The sequence below is a fragment of the Holdemanella hominis genome (assembly GCF_014306155.1).
Lineage (GTDB): Bacteria > Bacillota_I > Bacilli_A > Erysipelotrichales > Erysipelotrichaceae > Holdemanella > Holdemanella hominis.
In genome coordinates, this window is record NZ_JACRWH010000041.1 from 1 (window position 1) to 19,065 (window position 19,065).

18 protein-coding genes and 1 rRNA gene are annotated in these 19,065 nt (G+C 33.1%); 2 read left to right on the top strand and 17 right to left on the bottom strand.

Annotation, left to right across the window (positions count from 1 at the left end; all coding sequences use genetic code 11):
• The 4 genes from H8911_RS08990 to H8911_RS09005 all read right to left on the bottom strand — a co-directional run.
• Positions 1-85 (bottom strand): 16S ribosomal RNA (locus H8911_RS08990); the annotation flags it as partial.
• 424 nt (positions 86-509) lie between these two features.
• Positions 510-1,451 carry a glycyl-radical enzyme activating protein gene (locus tag H8911_RS08995; protein ID WP_186999413.1) on the bottom strand — a complete coding sequence of 314 codons (942 nt, stop codon included), beginning with the start codon at positions 1,449-1,451 and terminating at the stop codon, positions 510-512.
• Complete coding sequence (locus H8911_RS09000) at positions 1,414-3,720, bottom strand: glycyl radical protein (RefSeq protein WP_186999414.1); 2,307 nt, start codon at positions 3,718-3,720, stop codon at positions 1,414-1,416. The genes H8911_RS08995 and H8911_RS09000 overlap by 38 nt, the downstream gene beginning before the upstream one ends.
• A gap of 63 nt (positions 3,721-3,783) precedes the next feature.
• Positions 3,784-4,506: a DeoR/GlpR family DNA-binding transcription regulator gene (locus tag H8911_RS09005; RefSeq protein WP_199593306.1), complete on the bottom strand. Its 723-nt coding sequence runs from the start codon at positions 4,504-4,506 to the stop codon at positions 3,784-3,786.
• 65 nt (positions 4,507-4,571) lie between these two features.
• On the opposite strand from H8911_RS09005, the gene H8911_RS09010 reads away from it, so the two are divergent.
• On the top strand, positions 4,572-5,873 hold the full coding sequence (locus tag H8911_RS09010) for a sodium-dependent transporter (RefSeq protein ID WP_186999415.1): 1,302 nt from the start codon (positions 4,572-4,574) through the stop codon (positions 5,871-5,873).
• Here H8911_RS09010 and yfcE read toward each other — a convergent pair.
• From yfcE to H8911_RS09045, 7 genes are all read right to left on the bottom strand, one after another.
• Positions 5,833-6,378, bottom strand: coding sequence for a phosphodiesterase (yfcE, locus tag H8911_RS09015; protein ID WP_186999416.1), 546 nt, complete (start codon positions 6,376-6,378; stop codon positions 5,833-5,835). The genes H8911_RS09010 and yfcE overlap by 41 nt on opposite strands.
• Positions 6,379-6,430: 52 nt before the next feature.
• Complete coding sequence (locus tag H8911_RS09020; RefSeq protein WP_117926498.1) at positions 6,431-8,080, bottom strand: diphosphate--fructose-6-phosphate 1-phosphotransferase; 1,650 nt, start codon at positions 8,078-8,080, stop codon at positions 6,431-6,433.
• An 88-nt stretch (positions 8,081-8,168) separates the two neighbouring features.
• On the bottom strand, positions 8,169-8,822 hold the full coding sequence (locus H8911_RS09025) for a CatA-like O-acetyltransferase (protein ID WP_186999417.1): 654 nt from the start codon (positions 8,820-8,822) through the stop codon (positions 8,169-8,171).
• A gap of 8 nt (positions 8,823-8,830) precedes the next feature.
• The gene (locus H8911_RS09030) at positions 8,831-9,694 is read right to left on the bottom strand and encodes an EamA family transporter (RefSeq protein WP_186999418.1); all 864 of its coding nucleotides are present in this window, start codon (positions 9,692-9,694) and stop codon (positions 8,831-8,833) included.
• Positions 9,695-9,760: 66 nt separating this feature from the next.
• Positions 9,761-10,213: a thioredoxin-dependent thiol peroxidase gene (gene bcp, locus H8911_RS09035; RefSeq protein ID WP_186999419.1), complete on the bottom strand. Its 453-nt coding sequence runs from the start codon at positions 10,211-10,213 to the stop codon at positions 9,761-9,763.
• Positions 10,214-10,299: 86 nt separating this feature from the next.
• The gene (gene rlmD, locus H8911_RS09040) at positions 10,300-11,520 is read right to left on the bottom strand and encodes a 23S rRNA (uracil(1939)-C(5))-methyltransferase RlmD (protein ID WP_186999420.1); all 1,221 of its coding nucleotides are present in this window, start codon (positions 11,518-11,520) and stop codon (positions 10,300-10,302) included.
• Positions 11,510-12,103 carry an HAD family hydrolase gene (locus H8911_RS09045; protein ID WP_186999421.1) on the bottom strand — a complete coding sequence of 198 codons (594 nt, stop codon included), beginning with the start codon at positions 12,101-12,103 and terminating at the stop codon, positions 11,510-11,512. Before H8911_RS09045 ends, rlmD begins: the two co-directional genes overlap by 11 nt.
• A gap of 64 nt (positions 12,104-12,167) precedes the next feature.
• On the opposite strand from H8911_RS09045, the gene H8911_RS09050 reads away from it, so the two are divergent.
• Positions 12,168-12,578, top strand: coding sequence for a peptide deformylase (locus H8911_RS09050; RefSeq protein WP_186999422.1), 411 nt, complete (start codon positions 12,168-12,170; stop codon positions 12,576-12,578).
• Between the two features lie 89 nt (positions 12,579-12,667).
• On the opposite strand, the gene H8911_RS09055 is transcribed toward H8911_RS09050, so the two are convergent.
• The 6 genes from H8911_RS09055 to H8911_RS09080 form a co-directional block, all read right to left on the bottom strand.
• Positions 12,668-13,009 (bottom strand): response regulator, encoded by a 342-nt coding sequence (locus H8911_RS09055; RefSeq protein WP_222621006.1) that lies wholly within the window; start codon positions 13,007-13,009, stop codon positions 12,668-12,670.
• 39 nt (positions 13,010-13,048) lie between these two features.
• A complete protein-coding gene (locus tag H8911_RS09060; RefSeq protein ID WP_186999423.1) occupies positions 13,049-13,819 on the bottom strand; it encodes a sensor histidine kinase in 771 nt (256 codons plus the stop codon).
• Positions 13,820-13,885: 66 nt separating this feature from the next.
• Positions 13,886-14,716: a tetratricopeptide repeat protein gene (locus H8911_RS09065; RefSeq protein ID WP_186999424.1), complete on the bottom strand. Its 831-nt coding sequence runs from the start codon at positions 14,714-14,716 to the stop codon at positions 13,886-13,888.
• A gap of 67 nt (positions 14,717-14,783) precedes the next feature.
• Positions 14,784-16,691 (bottom strand): molecular chaperone HtpG, encoded by a 1,908-nt coding sequence (htpG, locus tag H8911_RS09070; protein ID WP_186999425.1) that lies wholly within the window; start codon positions 16,689-16,691, stop codon positions 14,784-14,786.
• Between the two features lie 150 nt (positions 16,692-16,841).
• A complete protein-coding gene (locus H8911_RS09075) occupies positions 16,842-17,648 on the bottom strand; it encodes an ElyC/SanA/YdcF family protein (RefSeq protein ID WP_186999426.1) in 807 nt (268 codons plus the stop codon).
• A 44-nt stretch (positions 17,649-17,692) separates the two neighbouring features.
• Complete coding sequence (locus H8911_RS09080; RefSeq protein ID WP_186999427.1) at positions 17,693-18,316, bottom strand: helix-turn-helix domain-containing protein; 624 nt, start codon at positions 18,314-18,316, stop codon at positions 17,693-17,695.
• Between the last annotated feature and the right edge of the window lie 749 nt (positions 18,317-19,065).

Below are 19,065 nucleotides of genomic sequence, written 5' to 3' on the forward strand. Positions count from 1 at the left end.
CAAGCTTTCCTTCCTCTCGTTCGACTTGCATGTATTAGGCATGCCGCCAGCGTTCATCCTGAGCCAGGATCAAACTCTCCATTTGATTTAGCTCTTAGATGTCTCTGACATCTTTCTTTCATTTGTTTGTTTGTTTCGAAATTGACGTTTTAGTTTGTATTTTTATTTCCTGTTCAGTTTTCAAAGATCATCTGCACCTCAGCAGTGCTCATCTATATTACCAAATACTTTTCACTTCGTCAAATGTTTTTTTATTTTTTTTAAAAATTTGTGAATTTATTTAAATAAATCATTAACACATTGTTTACACACAAGTCATATAATGCTGACTTGAAATACATAAAATACTATAAATAAATGGATAATCGATATTAAATCCTACACGAATCGTCTCAACGTTTACAATTATACGACAACACATTTCATTTACTTTTCTCAAAGAAAGAAAATTTCGGGCTACTTTCATATATAAAAAAATATAATTTAATTTAAAAAGGAGCCCACGCTCCTTAATCGATAACTAGATTCTTTATACCATTTTGTTTTGCACAATCATAGAACTCTTGCATCTTTTCACTAGAATACATTTTTGGATTTTCTTTAAAACAATACTCCATATCTAAATACGCATATTTAGATTGGGCCAGAGGATTATAATTCAAGATTTCATAATGAACATCTTCATAACAAGAAACCAAAAATCTTGATATAGAAGAAATATTCTCAAAAGAAGCAGTCATTGTCGGAATTAAAGGCGTACGTACGATCACGTGTTCTTTTTTATTACTCTGAAGTAAATACGCAATATTCTTTAATACTTTTTCATTTGAAACACCCGTATATTGTTTATGCAAATTTTCATCATATAATTTACAATCACAATAAATCTGATCCAAGTAAGGTAAAGCTCGTTTTACATTCTCTAAATCCGTATATAGACTCGTTTCAATAGCCGTATGAATTCCTTTTTCCTTACAAGCCTTTAATAAATCAATCAAAAAATCACTTTGTAAAAAGGGTTCTCCCCCTGAGAAAGTAACTCCACCTTCTCTTTTAAAGAATATTTCATCCTTTAAAATTTCCTGAACACATTCCTCTACCGTATACTCTTTGGCATCCATACTCAAAGCTAAAGTAGGACATACATCACAAATCGCATCCCAATCTTCTTTTGCGTTTCTTGAAATACAAATTTTATGATCTACATATCTAACTCCACCCTGTTTTGATGCATATACACAACTAAGACAATGCATACACTTGGATTCCATATACAAGACTTGTGGTAAATAAGACAATCCTTCTGGATTTTGACACCACTTACAGCGAAGTGGGCACCCCTTAAAAAACATCGTCGTACGAATTCCTTTTCCATCGTGTGTCGCAAAACGCTTTATATCAAATATATACCCTTTAGATGTTGTCATAGCTTGTCCTTGCGATAATTTCATCCTGCAACTCTCCAGCAAGCTCTGTAAAATATGCTGTATAACCAGCAACACGAACCGTCAAAGAGCGATATTGATCCGGATTCGCTTTGGCATTTAATAAATCTTCTTTACGAACCACATTAAACTGAATATGTGGAATCTCTAAGTCAACAAATGTACGCATAAAATTCGCAAACTTATCAATACCCGATTCCGTCTTAAAGAATTCTGGTAAAAACTTCATATTTAATAAGCCACCATTTGTTGTACAAGAATTATCTAAATGCGATACCGATTTTAAGACTGCTGTAGGACCCTTTAAATCTCGACCATACACAGCCGATAATCCACCATCTGCCAAAGGCGTATGGGCAAGCCTTCCATCACAACTAGCCCCTACATTTTCTCCCATAGGAACATGGGCACTCACCGTATACATTCCTGTATGATATTCTCCATTACGATAGTTTGTATATTTTCTTAATTTATTTCTAAAATTCAATGCCCATTTTGCACCCAGCTCATCCACCCATTCCACATCATTTCCATACTTAGGTGCACGATTTAGTAACATCTGGCGCATGACTTCATTGTTTGAAAAATTTTCTTTCAAAGCTTTTTCTAAACCAGCTGCATCAATTTTCTTTTCATCATATACAAGCTTTTTCAAAGCCGCCAAACTATCTGCAAGGTTTGCCACTTGAATCATTTGAATACCCGACAAATTATAATGCGCACCACCACGCGTTACATCCATGCCTTTTTCCATGCAATCATCAATGACACTTGATAAGAAGGCTGTTGGTAAAATATCAATATGTGCTTTTTCCACTTCTTCTAAACATGGAATCATTTTATCGATAAAATAATCCATCATTTTTTCAAAGGCAGATTCTAAATCAGAAAACGAAGTATATGTACTTAAAGCCCCATAATCAGGCCCCATTTGTTTTCCCGTCAACAAACAATGACCATGATTCAAAGTAAGTTCTAACACCTTATTCATATTAAACATGCCCGAATCCGACCAACCTAAATTATTGCCTTGTGTTGTAAGTTCCACACAACCGACAACCGCATAATCCATGGCATCAAAATGTGATATACCTAAATCTTCCATCGCTTTAATAATTGCCTTATCATTGAAAAATTGTGGCATTCCACTTCCTTTTGAAACAACTCGAATCGCATGTTTTAACAGTTCATCATTCGTATGTTCATGAAGTCGAACAGATAAGTTGGGTTGTGGAAGACCAATATCTTCTTGTGCATTTAAAAACAAATGACTCAATTCATTACTAAAATCGTTTCCATTTTGATCTTGTCCACCAACACAAATATTGAATCCAATTGGAAAACCTGCAAAATATTTAGCACTATGCGCATTTCTTAGATATACAATCTCATTGAATTTCAACCATAAACATTCAATCAATTCTAAAGCTTCACTTTCTTTTAACATACCTGAATCTATATCTTGTTTATAGTAAGAATATAAAGTTTCATCTAAACGACCCGGAGAAAAACTAGATGCATTACTTTCCATGTGTAGCACTACAAATAAAAACCATAATGACTGCAATGCTTCATGGAATGTTGCAGCTGATTTATAAGCTAGATTTTCACAAATCTTTGCGATATCTTTTTTATTCATTTCCAAAGCTAATTCATGATAGCGAAGCATAAACTTCTGTACACCTTGCATCACTAAAATAACACATTCATAGAATTCTTTTTTTGATTCAGAACATGTTTTTAAATGATTTCTGGCTAAATCAATATAGCCTTGTGGACCAAGTTCTAACCATTCCTTTACATTTGGACAAATATGCCCCTGAGCATGATCGGTTTGATTAACTTTTACTACTTTAGAAATTGCACTAATTTCATTGCCAAAACGATTCTTAATAACATCCTCTAAACTTTTACCTTTCCAATATGGAACAATCACTTTACGAAAAGTCTCAATGTCTTCAGGACGAACATTAAACTTATCTTGAGGACGTGTTGGAATCGTTTCAAATTCACGATCCACCCAAGAAATTCCACTTTCTGGAAATACAACACCATAACGAACACCTTTTGTTCGATTTCCCACAATCAACTCTTCAGGTTCCATACCAATTTCAATTTCATTTAACGCGTTATACAAAGAAAGTGCACGCTTATAAGGAATCGATTTATCTTCATTTTCTTGATATGTTCGTGTAATAATCAAAGCTTGCTCAATACTTACAAAGCGAGGTTGAGACAACATTTTATCTTTCAGAATAGAAATACGATTTAGCATAGTAAGTCCTCCATCTACAATTAGATTATAAAAAGAACTACGATCAAAATCAATAGTTCTTTATTACTTTTTATTATTTTTTATTGTTTGTAGAATTCCATAAAACGCATCCACTTTGGCATACTCATAATTTCCCATTTGATAAAATTTATCCGAATCCGCCAACATATAGGCCTTTTTCGATTGTTTTAAAACAATACGCTTTGTTTGACCATCATTCGGCATATAGGTCATAACACTTTTGGACTCTAAATCTATACCAACCACACCTAAAAAAGCTAAATCAAAATGAAATCGTTGAAGAAATTCATCGCACATATTACCCACAAAACCATTTCTTGCATAATCAAATTCGCCACCAATAAAAATAGAATGAATTTGACTTGTAGAAAGAATCTGAATTACATCCAACATATTCGTAACGACTGTAATACCTGAAATAGGTCTTAACACTAATAATTTAGCTAATTCAATATTCGTAGTCGAAATATCCAAAAAGACTGTCATATTTGGTTCAATCAAATCATAAGCCATTTGCGCTATTTTTTGTTTCTCCTTACTATTCACACTCTTTCTAGAATTGGCATCCTCTAAATGAACATTTAAACGATTCAAAATCGCTCCACCATAAATCTTTTTACATTTACCTTTCGATTCTAAAAAAGCTAAATCTTTACGAATTAAATCGGGTGTTACACCAAAACGTGTACTTAAATCTTTTACCAAAACTTTACCATTCTCTTGTAAATCTTCTAAAATTAAATTTTGTCTTTCTTCTACAAACATACTCATCACCTGTTTAAATATTATATCATTTTTGTGATATACTAAGAAACATAGAGGTACTACAAATGAATAAAAACGGAAATTTTAAAAGTACGGTAGGATTTGTGCTTGCCTGTGTAGGTTCTGCCGTAGGAATGGGAAACATATGGATGTTTCCATATCGTTTAGGACAATATGGAGGAGCTGCCTTTCTGATTCCATATTTAATTTTTATCGCCTTATTTGGTCTTGTTGGTTTATCGGCTGAATTTGCGCTAGGAAGAATGGCAAAAACCGGAACGTTAGGTGCTTATACATATTGTTGGAAGAATAAATTTGGTAAATATATTGGATGGCTTCCACTACTTGGATCTCTTGGGATTGCGATTGGATATAGTGTCATTTTAGGATGGGTATTTCGCAGCATTCAAGGCGTACTCACAAACGAACTACTCACAAATGATATTCCAGCTTTCTTTACGAATATGACACAATCCTTTTCGAATGTGCCATGTCACTTTTTGGTCTTGTTTGTGACTTGTTTATTGTTATTCACAAGTGCCACAAATGCCATTGAAAAAGTCAACAAAATATTAATGCCAGCCTTCTTTATTTTATTTATATTCCTTGCCATTCGTGTCAGCTTATTTGACGGTGCTATCGAAGGTTATAAATTTTTGTTTGTTCCTAAATGGGAATATTTACTCAACAAAGAAACATGGATCATGGCCATGGGACAAGCTTTTTTCTCCTTATCCATTACTGGTTCTGGAATGATTGTATATGGAGCATATTTAAAGGATGATGTAGATATTCCAAAGGCAAGTATGCAGACGGCTATATTTGATACAATTGCTGCGATGCTAGCGGCATTAGCCATTATGCCTGCCGTATTTTCTTTTGGCATCGATCCCGTTAGTGGCCCTAGTTTAATGTTTTTAACCCTTCCTGAAGTATTTAAACAAATGCCACTCGGCAATCTCTTTGCTCTATTCTTCTTTATTTCAGTAGCTTTCGCCGGAATCACAAGTTTAATCAACATGCTTGAAGCTGTGTGTGAGTCTTGGCAACACCGCTTTCGCATTTCTAGAAAAAAAGCTGTTTTACTTTGTGGCATTATCACATTCGCCATATCGGTATGTATTGAAAATGGAGATATTGTAGGTAAATGGATGGATGTTGTCACAATCTATATTATTCCTTTTGCAGCACTACTTGGAGCCATAACTATTTACTATGTTTTAGGATGGAATGCTTTAAAACAAGAATTAGACAAAGGAAGAAAAAAGCCAGTTGGACCGACTTTTAAATTCTTAGGTAAATATGTTTATGTATTTCTTGCCATCATTATTTTGATTTTGGGAATTCTTTATAACGGTATTGGCTAAGCGTTTCTAAATCTTTCCAAGTAAATACACAGTCCTCTAGTATCATATAGCTATGAGGGCTGTTTTCTTTTGGAATCGAAACTGAGCCTGGATTCATATAAATAATACCATCTCGATCTTCAATTGCAGGAATATGTGTATGTCCACTTAGTAATATATCCCCCATTTTTAATTTAACAGGTTCTAAATGTCCATGTGTACAATAGATAAAAAGCCCGTTTATATCCAACGCAGAATAATCTGCTAAACATGGAAAATTCAATACCATTTGGTCAACTTCACAATCACAATTTCCACGAACACATAAAATCGAGTCTGATATGGAATTCAACATCTCAATCACTTTTTTAGGTGCATAATCTTTTGGTAAATCATTTCTAGGTCCATGATATAAAATATCCCCCAATAAGATCAATCGATCTGGTTTTTCGTATTTGTAAGCATCCATTAGTTTTTGACAATAATAACTTGAACCATGGATGTCACTTGCGATCATATACTTCATTAAATTTCACTCCCCTTTAAGAAAAAAGAATGCCGAAGCATTCTTTTATTTATTATTCACCTTTTTCTAAAGCTAATGTACGAGTTGTTAAATCACATACTTCAGTTGGTCCATAATATTGGATTGCTCCTGGATAAGTATATGCAGTTTCAACAGCCCATGTATCACGGTTTGCTTCGAAATATTTGAATGGTTTTCCATCTAATTCAACCAATGCTTTTTTGATAACTGGTTTATCTTCGCCATTACGACGTTCGATATTCATCATCTTAGTGATTGGCATACCACCAGCAACCCATTCTTCAGCTGGTTTAGATAAGTTAGATACTTTTGATAAATATCCATTATATCCGTATTGAATCAACATGAATGCGTTGTATCCTAATGAGTAGCAATAGTCAGCATCAAAGTTTGATGGGAATGCACAACGTCCTTCGTATCCGAAGAAGTGGTGTAATGCATTAAATTTACCTGTATATCCTCTTTCAGCTAATTTGTCAGCAACTAAAGCTGAGAACAATTTTTCTGACTCAATTAAAGATACCTGTACGTTTCCGTGTGGATCTCTTTCTAAGAATAATTGTTGTTGAATAGTTTGAGGTAAGATTGCGAATACAGCCATTGATTCAGCAGTTAAACCTTTTTCAATGAATGCATATTTTTCTTCCCAGCTACCTAATGCATTAAATTCTTCTGTTTTGTTTCCAGCTAATAATTCGTTAATTTCAGCAATCAATGCTTTAAATTCTGGAACAAATTCAACTACACCTTCAGGGATAATTGCAACACCGAAGTTGTTCCCATTTGCAGAACGTTTTTCAACTGCATCTGCAATATAGTCAGCGATTTCAGATAAAGATTGTTTTTTAGCAGCAACTTCTTCTGAAATTAAGCAAATGTTTGGTTGAGTTTCTAAAGCACATTCCAAAGCTACGTGACTTGCACTACGTCCCATAACTTTTACAAAGTGCCAATATTTTTTAGCAGAGTTTGCATCACGTTCGATGTTTCCGATTAATTCACTATATGTTTTAGTTGCAGTATCGAATCCAAATGAACATTCGATGTCTTCGTTTTTCAAGTCACCATCGATAGTTTTTGGACAACCGATAACTTGAACACCTGTATTGTGAGCAGCAAAATATTCAGCTAATACAGCAGCGTTTGTATTTGAGTCATCACCACCGATAATTACGATAGCAGTGATTCCGTGTTTTTCACAAACTTTTGCAGCAACTGCGAATTGTTCTTCAGTTTCTAATTTTGTACGTCCAGATCCGATAATATCAAATCCACCCGTATTTCTGTATGCATCGATATAAGCATCGTCGAATTCAACATAGTTGTCTTCTAATAATCCAATAGGACCATTTTTAAATCCGTAAAGAACGTTTTCTTTACTAGTAGCTTTTAATGCATCGTATAGACCACAAATAACATTGTGTCCACCAGGTGCTTGTCCACCAGATAAGATTACACCTACAACTTGTTTTTTAGCTGCAGAAGTATTTTCTCCTTTTTCGAATGTAATTTCTTTTTCTCCGTAAGTGTTAGGGAATAAAGCCGCGATTTTTTCTTGGTCTGCAACACTTTGAGTTGCATTTCCTTCCTTAACACAGATTTCTGAAATACCATTTCTTAACATTCCAGGCAATTTTGGACTGTATTGGTATCTAGCTTTTTGAAGTGGTGATTGATTCATTTTTATATCTCCTTTTCAATTTATACCTACACTAAAAATTTTATAACACTTTGCCCAAAAAGTAAATAGAGCACCCCATCCAAGGCCTTTATTCAAGGTTTGAATTTAAATATTCCTTACTAATTTCTTTTTGTAGATATTCAAAAAACAAGCCAATATGATACCCATCCGCTACGGCATGCGCAATTGTGATATTTACAGGCATTTGATAATTATCATCATATTTTCCAGCAGTGATGATTGGAAAGAAGGCAGCACCCCCATTGACCATACGACTTGAAACCGCAGTAAATGTAGTCCATGGTGTACATGATACACAATAAAAGTTTGCAGGTTGGCCCGATTTTACCTTAATGCCTCTTTTGGTTTTACCTAATTCCATATCAGAAGTAATATTCTTGTAGAAAGAACCAAAATCGTCTGTAAAATCCGTCCAACAATCCGAAAATGTATGATCTTCTTCATGGAAAATCGTATAATTTGGAACTAAAGAATCCCACACACATAAATCTCCATTTTTATCTTTAAACATTTTAAAGTTCTCAATTCGATTTAACACTTTAGTCACACAATAAATCAACGTTGGATAAAATTTATATCCATTTGTATGACAAAAACTTAATAACTCACTCACATCAATATTGGCCGTCATATTCACTTCAACATTTAAACTGTTTGTATAATACAAATAATGCTCTTTACGACACCAATTTTCTAAATCAATCTTCTTATATCTACACATAAAATCTCCTATATCATCGTTATAGTTACAGTACCCACTGTAATCAAAATTAAACCTAGTAATGCCTTCCTTGATAGCTTTTCATGAAATACAACACGAGAAAAACCAATTGTTACAAGTATACTCAATTTATCAATTGGCACAACGATGCTTGCAAGTCCATCCTGTAAAGCACGATAGAAACATAGCCAAGATCCTCCTGTTGCAAAACCAGATAAGATGATAAACAAGAGTTCTTTTCGATCGACGTCTTTTATTTGGGACTGCTTATTTTTCACAAAGACCATTAGCCAGGCCATAACTAAGACAACACTTGTACGAATGGCCGTACCTAAATTAGAATCAATTCCAGAAATACCAATCTTACCTAAAATAGATGTAAGACTCGCAAATACAGCTGACAAAATCGCATACATCAACCAGCTTTTATCTGAAGAATTAGATTCAACATCCTCTTTTCGAGTAATCATCAACATTGTACCTACACCGATCATGCATACACAGCCAATTTTAGCTAAAGACAATCCTTCATGAAAGAAAATACAAGCCAATAGAATCGTTAAGATTGTACTGGATTTATCAATCGGAACCACCTTATTCACATTCCCATTTTGTAAAGCCTTAAAATAACATAGCCAGCTAGCTCCTGTTGCGATTCCAGACAAAACTAGAAACAACAAAGTTTTCCCACTGATATCCGTAATACCGGATATAGTTCCAGTTAAAAGAACAAGAATCCACGAAAAAACTAAAACCACAATGGTACGTATGGCGGTTGCCACATCAGAATCTGTTTTTGAAATCCCACATTTTGCGAGTATGGAAGTAATGCCCGCAAAAAAGGCAGAGCCTGTCGCATATAAAATCCACATAGTATCACCCAAATGAAATTTTATACCTCATAATCTCTTAATACAAATGCAAAAAGGAAGCAGTGTCTAAACTACTTCCAACATATTTTCAGCATCATTGGCCGCTTTTACTTTATCATTAGCACGAACAATAATTCCAGATTCATCTATTAAGTACGTTGTACGAACCACACCCATAGATACCTTTCCATAATTCTTCTTTTCTTTCCACACATCATAAGCTTCAATCACTTTTCTTTCTGGATCTGCCAACAATGTAAAGGCAAGGCTATACTTTTCTTGAAACTTCTTGTGTGAAGCCACCGTATCTTTACTTACCCCTAAAATGACAGCTCCTTTTTCTAAGAATTGTGGATATCTTTCAGAAAAACCACAAGCCTGCTTGGTGCAACCCGCCGTATTATCCTTTGGATAAAAATATAAGATAACTTTTTTACCTTTATAATCACTCAATTTGTGTATCACACCATCTTGATCAGGCAATTCAAAATCAGGTGCTTGAATTCCAATTTCTAACATATATATTCTCCATTCTGTTAAACAGATTATAGCATTCCAAACAATTTAAACATACCCATATGCACAAAAGGAAGCATACTTGCTTCCTAACGTTTTTTCTTACTCATTTTACTTGATCTAAATTGAGCTTGTCTTTGCGCTTTTTTTGTAGGCTTTAGGTTGAATTGTTTCTTTTCTAATACGCAAACACTTTCAATATGATCTGTATAAGGGAATAAATCCACTAATTCTAATTTATTTGTGACATAACCTTGTTTTCTAAATTGGTTTAAATCACGAACCTGTGTTCTTGGATCACAAGAAATATATAAAATTTTTCTTGGATTTAAAGCGGTTGCACACTCAATAAAATCTTTTGTCGTACCAGCACGAGGCGGATCTAAAATGATCGCATCATAATGATTGTGATATTTTCTTGCCTGGCGCATAAATTCTGTTGAATCCATCGCAACAAATTCAATATTTTTGATTTTATTTTGTTTCGCATTGTATTTTGCGTTTTCAATCGCATCTGGATTCACTTCTACACCCATGACTTTCTTACAAGAATCTGTCATCGTTAAACCAATTGTACCAACACCACAATATGTATCTAGTACTGTATCTGTTTCCTTTAAATCTAACATTTTCTTAGCTAAGCCATACAATACTTCACATTGTTCAGAATGAATCTGATAGAACGAATTGTGTGAAAACGCAATGTCTAAGCCACATAACTCATCATGAATCATACCATTTCCATATAAAACAATAGCTTCATCCTGCAAAACAATACTTGTCTTTCTTGGATTGATATTTTGTACAATTGTTTTAATTTGTGGAAATTCACTCGTTAATACACGAACCATATTTTTTCTTGAAGGAAAAATTTTCTGACTTGTCACAAATACAACCATCACTTCATCTGTCTTATGTCCCCAACGAATCAATACATGACGCAATAAACCAGTCCCTGTTCTTTCGTTATATAATTCTAATTTCATAGAACCAACAAGTTCTGTAATCTTGTTGATAATTTCATTGACAAGTTTTGGCTGCATTATACAATTTTCAGTCTTCACAACACGATGCGAATGAGGCGCATATAAACCTGAATATACTTTTCCTTTATCTTTCGCAAAACCAACAATTACTTTATTACGATAATGTGTATCATTCTTTGCCATATGCACATCGCCAACACGAACCTTTAAATGTGCTTTTTCAACCAATTCTTCCACATCTTTTTTCTTTTTATCTGCCTGCATACTCGGCTTCAGTTTTAAAAGTGAACATCCACCGCATATTTTTTCTACTTTACACTTCACTAATTTTCTCCTTTATTAAGTCAATAACCTTACTTGAATCTTTAACTTCAATTGTTTCAAATCCCAAATTACTTGCTGCAACTACATTATCTTTTCGATCATCTAAAAATAAGCATTCAGATGCCTTAAGATCATATTTTTTTAATAATATATGAAATATTTCTGGATCCGGTTTAATTTTCTTATATTCATAAGAAAAAACACCGCCATCTATATTATCAAACACACCACAACTTCTCAAATACTTTGTGTCATCTTCTGGAATATTTGAAAGAATATATACTTTGTATCCGAATCGTTTTAAATCTTTGATATACGCAACATTATCTTTTAATGGAATCACAAATTCTGTCCAATGATACATCAATTCTTTAATATTTAACTCTAACTCAGGAAATTGTTTTACTCCCTTTTCAATCATTTCTTCCACTGAATAGAGTCCTTGATCATACTCATCCCATAAAGAATCAAAATAGAATGATTTCACTTCCTCTTGTCCTTCATTAAAGAAGCTATAAATCAATTCATTTGAATCAAATTTAACCAATACATTTCCTAAATCAAATACTATATTTTTCAGCATATGCCAATTATACTTGAAAAAAACATCTAAAACAAATATGATTTTTGAAGAAAAGAGGTATGTTATGATTAAACCAATAATGAAAGATGAAGCTTTCTTAGCTATAAAATCCGTTCCAGCTACAAAAATGGATACACAAGTGGCTCAAGATCTAAAAGATACATTACAAGCTTATAGTAATCAATGTGTAGGCATGGCAGCCAATATGATTGGTGTTTCTAAAAATATTATTATCTTTGCGATTGGACCTGCACAAATTGTGATGTATAATCCAAAAATCACAAAGAAATCTAGACCTTACAAAGTCAAAGAAGGGTGTTTATCACTAGAGGGTGAAAGAAATACAACTCGTTATGAAAATATCACCGTTGAATACCAAGATGAATCTTTTAAAAAGTGTAAACAATCCTATTCTGGTTTTGTTGCTCAAATCATTCAACATGAAATTGATCACTGCAATGGTATCATCATTTAATAAAGCCAGGAAAAACCTGGCTTTTTATATAATTTGAATAATTCGATCTTTTAGATCCTCTAAATATAAAGGTTTACTGATATGCCCATTCATACCGCCTTGTAACATTTCTGTATATCTTGCATATACGCATTGGCACTCATCGCAAGGATTGGAATCTTTTTATCTTTTTTTCGAATTTGTATAGTCGCCTCATACCCATCCATAATAGGCATCCTAAGATCCATTAGAATCAAATCTAAATCCTTGATTTGATCAAACTGTTCTACAGCCTCTTTACCATTTTTAGCCTTATACACAATAGCCCCTTCACTTTGAAGCATAAACTCTATCACTTCCATATTGATCTCATTATCTTCCACGACAAGTATAGATAGATTTTCAATGGACATTGTTTGATTTTTTAAAGATTTATTCTCAACAGGATTCAAATCAATCTCTAAAGGAAGTTGAACAATAAATTGAGTACCTTAATCAATTTTACTTTCCACCTTGATTGTGCCATCCATCTTCTTTACAAACTCTTGCACAATACTCATCCCTAAACCCGCACCATCTATACGTTTATTTTTTTGAACAAAAGGTTTGAACAATTTGTTTTGTATGAATTCTTCATTCATTCCAATTCCTGTATCTTCTACAAAAAATTCAAAACAATCCGCTTTTTCTTTAACAGACAAATACACTTTACCACCTGGTCTATTGTATCTGATCGCATTACTTAAAAGATTCAACAAGACCTTCTCAATATGTGTAGGACTACCCATCAAATGATCATGTTCTATTTGAGTCTTCATAAACAATTCAATCTTATAATTCGATACCTGTAGATCAATAATAGTTTGAACCCTACCTAATAATTGACTTAATTCAAACGATTTATTTTCCAACACAGCCGAATCCGTTTGTAATGTTCGAATATCTAAAATATCATTTACCAAAGACAACAAGTGCGTACTTGATATCCACATCTTATCATAGGCATCTTTGATGCGTTGTTTATCATCACCACATCTTTGAATCACTTGAAGCATTCCTATAATCCCATTGATTGGTGTACGAATATCATGGCTCATATTTGCCAAGAAACGCATATTAACTTGATTGGCTTTTGTTTCATTTTCTAAGGCGAGTTGAAGCTTTCTATTCATATCAAAATAACGCTCTGTATCATGACAACGACGAACTTGTTCCTCCTCAAAAATCCTCTCATAATATGCATTCTTTTTCTCTAATGCCAAAATTATGACATCCAAATCGCAAATAACTTTGCCATATTTATATCGAGAAGATTCAACCATCAAGCCTTAACGAATCTCATCCGGATGTTTAGCCATATATGAATCCATATATCGTAAGATGGCTTTGACTTGATCAAACATCTTCTGCTCTAAATAATAATCAAATAAAGCAATACAAGCATCTATATATTCTACCGCATACATAGTCTCAATACGTTTTTCAAGTTCATCAGCACATCTATTAAATTCAAAATCCATATCGGCTTTACTAAATAATTCAATACCGCAATTCAAATAATCTTCTAAAATAATATGTTTGCCATCATGCTCATCTAAACCCATATTAAATGCTTCTAAAGCCTTATCCACTTGATTTAGGCTATTGTAAATCAAAGCTAAATTCAAATAGACATAGGCACCCATATCTTCAACGCAACAAGGCATGAATTCTTTGGCTTTTAAAATACTATCTAAAGCCTCTTCATACTTTTCCTGCTTTACGTACGTAATTGAAATATTATTATACTCATAACAATAATGTCCAACATCCTCATGTTCCATCGCAATCTGTAAAGCTTTTTCGTAATAATAACGACTTGAAACATTTGCCCCATCATAATAGAGCATGACACCCATTAAATTGAATGCAGAAATAAGTTCTCTTACAAATGGCATACTTTGATACTGCAAAATGATCGGTTCAATAATCTCTTTTGCCTTATTAAAATTTCCTTCATAATAATAATAATAAGCCATACCCAAATAAAAGGTGGCCGCAACTACAACTTCTAAATCATTTGAACTTTCATTTAATACATCACGATAAAAGTTTTCCTGCTCACTTAACTTTAGTTTTCCAACACCTTCTACTTCTTTCATTAATTCTTGATACTTCATAATCTTCACCTAAATTAAATGTATCATGAATGAAAAAAAGCACAAACTCGAAAGTTTGTGCCTAGAATTATTTCACTAACAATTCACAGATCTTCTTTGAATATGCGATTGGATCTTTGATTGCGAAGCCTTCAATTAAACAAGCCTGATCATATAATACTTCAGTCACTTCTTTAACTTTATCTTTATCAGAAGCGTATAAAGTCTTCAATGTTTCAAAGATTGGATGATTTGGATTGATTTCCAAAATACGCGTAGCCTTCATAGGCATTGGACTTTGGTTAGGCATATTTGCGAAAACCTTTTCCATCTCAAAAGAAATACCTTCGCCAGCCGTTAAGCATACTGGATCCTCTGTTAATTTATTTGACAATTTCACTTCAGCAACCTCATCGCCTAAAGCTTCTTTCATGAATGTCAATAAATCTTTATTTTCTTCTTTTGATTTATTTAAAGCTTCCTTTTCTTCCTCAGTATCTAAATCTAAATCTCCTTGAGCCGCATTTCTGAACGTCTTTTCTTTGTAGTTCATCAATGTCTGCATTACAAATTCATCCACTTCATCTGTTAAGTAAAGAACTTCAAATTCTTTATTCTTCAATGTTTGAACAACTGGCATCTTGTCAATCAATTCAACATCTTTACCAGATACAAAGTAAATGTCTTTTTGATCCTCTTTCATACGAGAAACATATTCACTTAAAGTAACATATTTCTTTTCTCTTGAAGAGTAGAACAACAATAAATCTTGGAATTTTTCTTTATCCATACCATAATTGTTGTAGACACCAAACTTCAAGTTTACACCAAATTCTTCAAAGAATTTTTCATATGCTTCACGATCTTTGGCAAGCATATTTCCAAGTTCATTCAATACTTTCTTTTCAATACGACCCGCAATCAATTTTAATTGATGATCATGTTGAAGCATTTCACGAGAAATATTTAAAGATAAATCTTGAGAATCCACTAGACCTTTCACAAAACGCAATGAATCTGGCAATAATTCTTCGGCATGATCCATAATGAATACGCCTCTACAATAGAGTTGAAGACCTTTCTTATAGTCTTGTGAATAGAATCCTTGAGGTAAGTGTGATGGAATATAAAGTAAGGCTGTAAAGCTAGTATTTCCCTCAACACTAAAATGAATCACTTTTTGAGGATCTTGATAATCATAGAAATGATCCTTGTAGAATTGATTGTATTCTTCATCTGTAATCTTCGATTTTTGACGTTTCCATAAAGGAACCATTGAGTTTAAAGTCTGATCTTCAACCACTGTTTCATATTCAGGCTTTTCACTTTCCTCAGTACCCTCTTTCATCTTCTGAGTTTCTACATTCATCTTGATTGGATAACGAATATAGTCTGAATATTTCTTAATCAATTCTTTTAACTCATATGTCTCTAAATATTGAGAATATTTTTCTTCATCTGTATCTTCTTTTAAAGTTAAAATGATTGTTGTACCATTTGTCTCCTTTGTACAAGGTGTGATTTCATAACCATCTTCACCAGCACTTACCCATTCATAAGCTTCATCACTACCTGCTTTTTTCGTAATAACACGAACATCTTTTGCGACCATAAATGCAGAATAGAATCCAACACCAAATTGACCAATGATATCTACATCTTCATCGTTGTTTTCTTCTTTTTTCTTCATTTCCTCTTTAAAAGCCAAAGAACCACTCTTCGCAATTGTACCCAAGTTTTCCTCTAATTCTTCCTTTGACATACCAATACCAGTGTCCGAAATTGTTAAAGTACGAGCTTCCTTATTTGGTTCAATACGAATCTCAAATTGACTTGCATCCGCATGACCTTGACTTTCATAATAATATTTATCAATCGCATCACTCGCATTCGATACAAGTTCACGTAAGAAGATTTCCTTGTGTGTATAAATGGAATTGATCATCAAATCCAATAAACGTTTTGACTCCGCTTTAAACTGTTTTTTCTTAGCCATAATACCACTCCTTCATTAGCACTCTAATATTTTGCCTGCTAATACTATACAACACCTTTTTAGCAGTGTCAACACCTGTGTGCTAAACACAAAAAAAGAATTCGACTAAACGAATTCTTAGCTTCTTTACCCACTTTTCAAATAATACTGTTAACTATTTTTATTCATATTTGTAGCATACAATGGATTGGCCGCTCTTATTTCACTTCCAAAAACCATCTTCAATTCTTCAAAAGCTATTTTCACATTTTCGGGAATATCCACATGCGCAATATAATTCTTTCCATTCGGACCATAGCCATTCGCATCATCTGAAAGTCTAGGAATTTCTCCCATCAACAAGTTGACATATCTATTAATTGGCCACATACCATGTAAATCTTCTTCATAAACCAATTCATCATTCTGGTTCAATACTTTAGCACAATAAGTAGCATAATTGATGATTGTCACATTATCATTAATATATTTTTTTAAACCTGCCGCCATACGCCTTTGCATAGAAGCATCCTGACTTAGAATGATACTATTAAAAGAAATATTGTTTTCTTTCAATAAATCCAAAAGATACGTTATATTATTCCCACAATTTGTAGACTTGGTTTCTAGATAGTCCGCCTTACATCCATATACATGTTTAATATACTTTTGAAATATTTCTGCTTCTGATAAATCTGTTGTCTCAATATCCGGATATTCTAAATGAACAACCTGACGTAGTGTATCTGTTGTATGTCCTGCTCCACCAACAATAATATATTTTTTCGCAACGAAGTTTTTAATTCCACTAGCTAAAACATCGCCACCTTCAAGAATACTTCCACCAAATAAAACCATAACATCTACCTGATGAATTCCATATCGTTTAAATAATTCTTCTTGATTTAACGCATCAATATCTCTTGTTCCCAAAAACTTTGCGAGTATATTTATATTTTCTGCAACTTTAGAATCCATATCTAAACTTCCTTTCAAAACTATCTACAATGACAAACTTGAATTTAAATAAGAAATTTATTTTGCTTCTTTAGGTAAGCATAGCTTACCATTATAACTATAAGATAGACCAACAAAAATACAAAACTATGAAATATTCCTATTGGATAAGGTGAAATACCTCCTCCTACTTTAAAAATTAACTCAGATATATAACTCGTAATCATAGATATTGGTATAAAAGCAATTATAATTGTATTTAACCATTTCACATAAAAAGATGAATTTTCTTTTGATATTACTTTTGCAAGAAAATATTCAAAAACACCGACCACTTGAATAATCATTGATCCATAAATAGAAGACATTGTTTGCTTTTCATACCACTCACCGATTGCACATAACAATCCAATTACAATCAATGCTGTAGATGCAATATAGAACACTTTTCCTACAATTTCTTTACTTTTTTCTTCTTTATTTTCGACTATTTCAATACCTTTTAAGATATAATCTGTAGTAACATTAAAATAATCACTCATTATAATTATTTTTTCCACATCGGGCATGCTCTGCTCACTTTCCCATTTGGACACAGCTTGCCTTGAAACCCCAACCTTATCTGCAAGTTCCTCTTGCGATATTCCTTTAGATTTTCTTAAATATAAGATTCTATCTGCGAAGTTCATTTGACAACACTCCTTTCTTTTATGAAGTAATTTTAGCAATATTACCAGTTGCATATCCACCATCTATGTAGGGAAATGTGTCAACCTGCAGTTGCACGCTGTTTTCCATTAATAACAATAAATTACTCCCGTAAAAAATATATAACCTTTTCGTCTTATAAACCTAAAAGTTTTCGTAGCTTACTTTGTACTGTTAAATACTATAAATTTATCCCACAATTCATCATAATTATCAAACTCATAAAATGTATCTCCAATTTTAAAATATCCCCCCCGGAATAATTGTCAGGGTTTCATCGATTGCAAAATAAATTGTATAATTAAGAAACAGCTCCATTTGATGATGCTTTGTTTTCATCTACTTTGCCACCAAGCTCCACTTGATTTTATAAATCTATAAACTCAACAATTTGATTATCTGAAAAGAATACGAATAATCACCGTCTATCCCACCTGTAGTTCCTATATGTTCAATTTTTTGTTTCTGACACAGCAATGTTTTCTAAATTAATATTCAGATCTCATTTTTCCGCATCCGAGTAATGTATTTGTTAGAAAAATAGGTATGAGCAAAACTATTCCAATTTTTTTTATTCATATATTCCTCCATTTACATTTTAGTTTGACAACTTCTGATTTATCTATTGCATTACGTTGATTACTTTACAGTGAAAGGTGTCCATTCAATGTGGTTATATTCCATCACATCATTTGCTTTTTTCATTCCTAATTTTTCGTAAAATGCAATG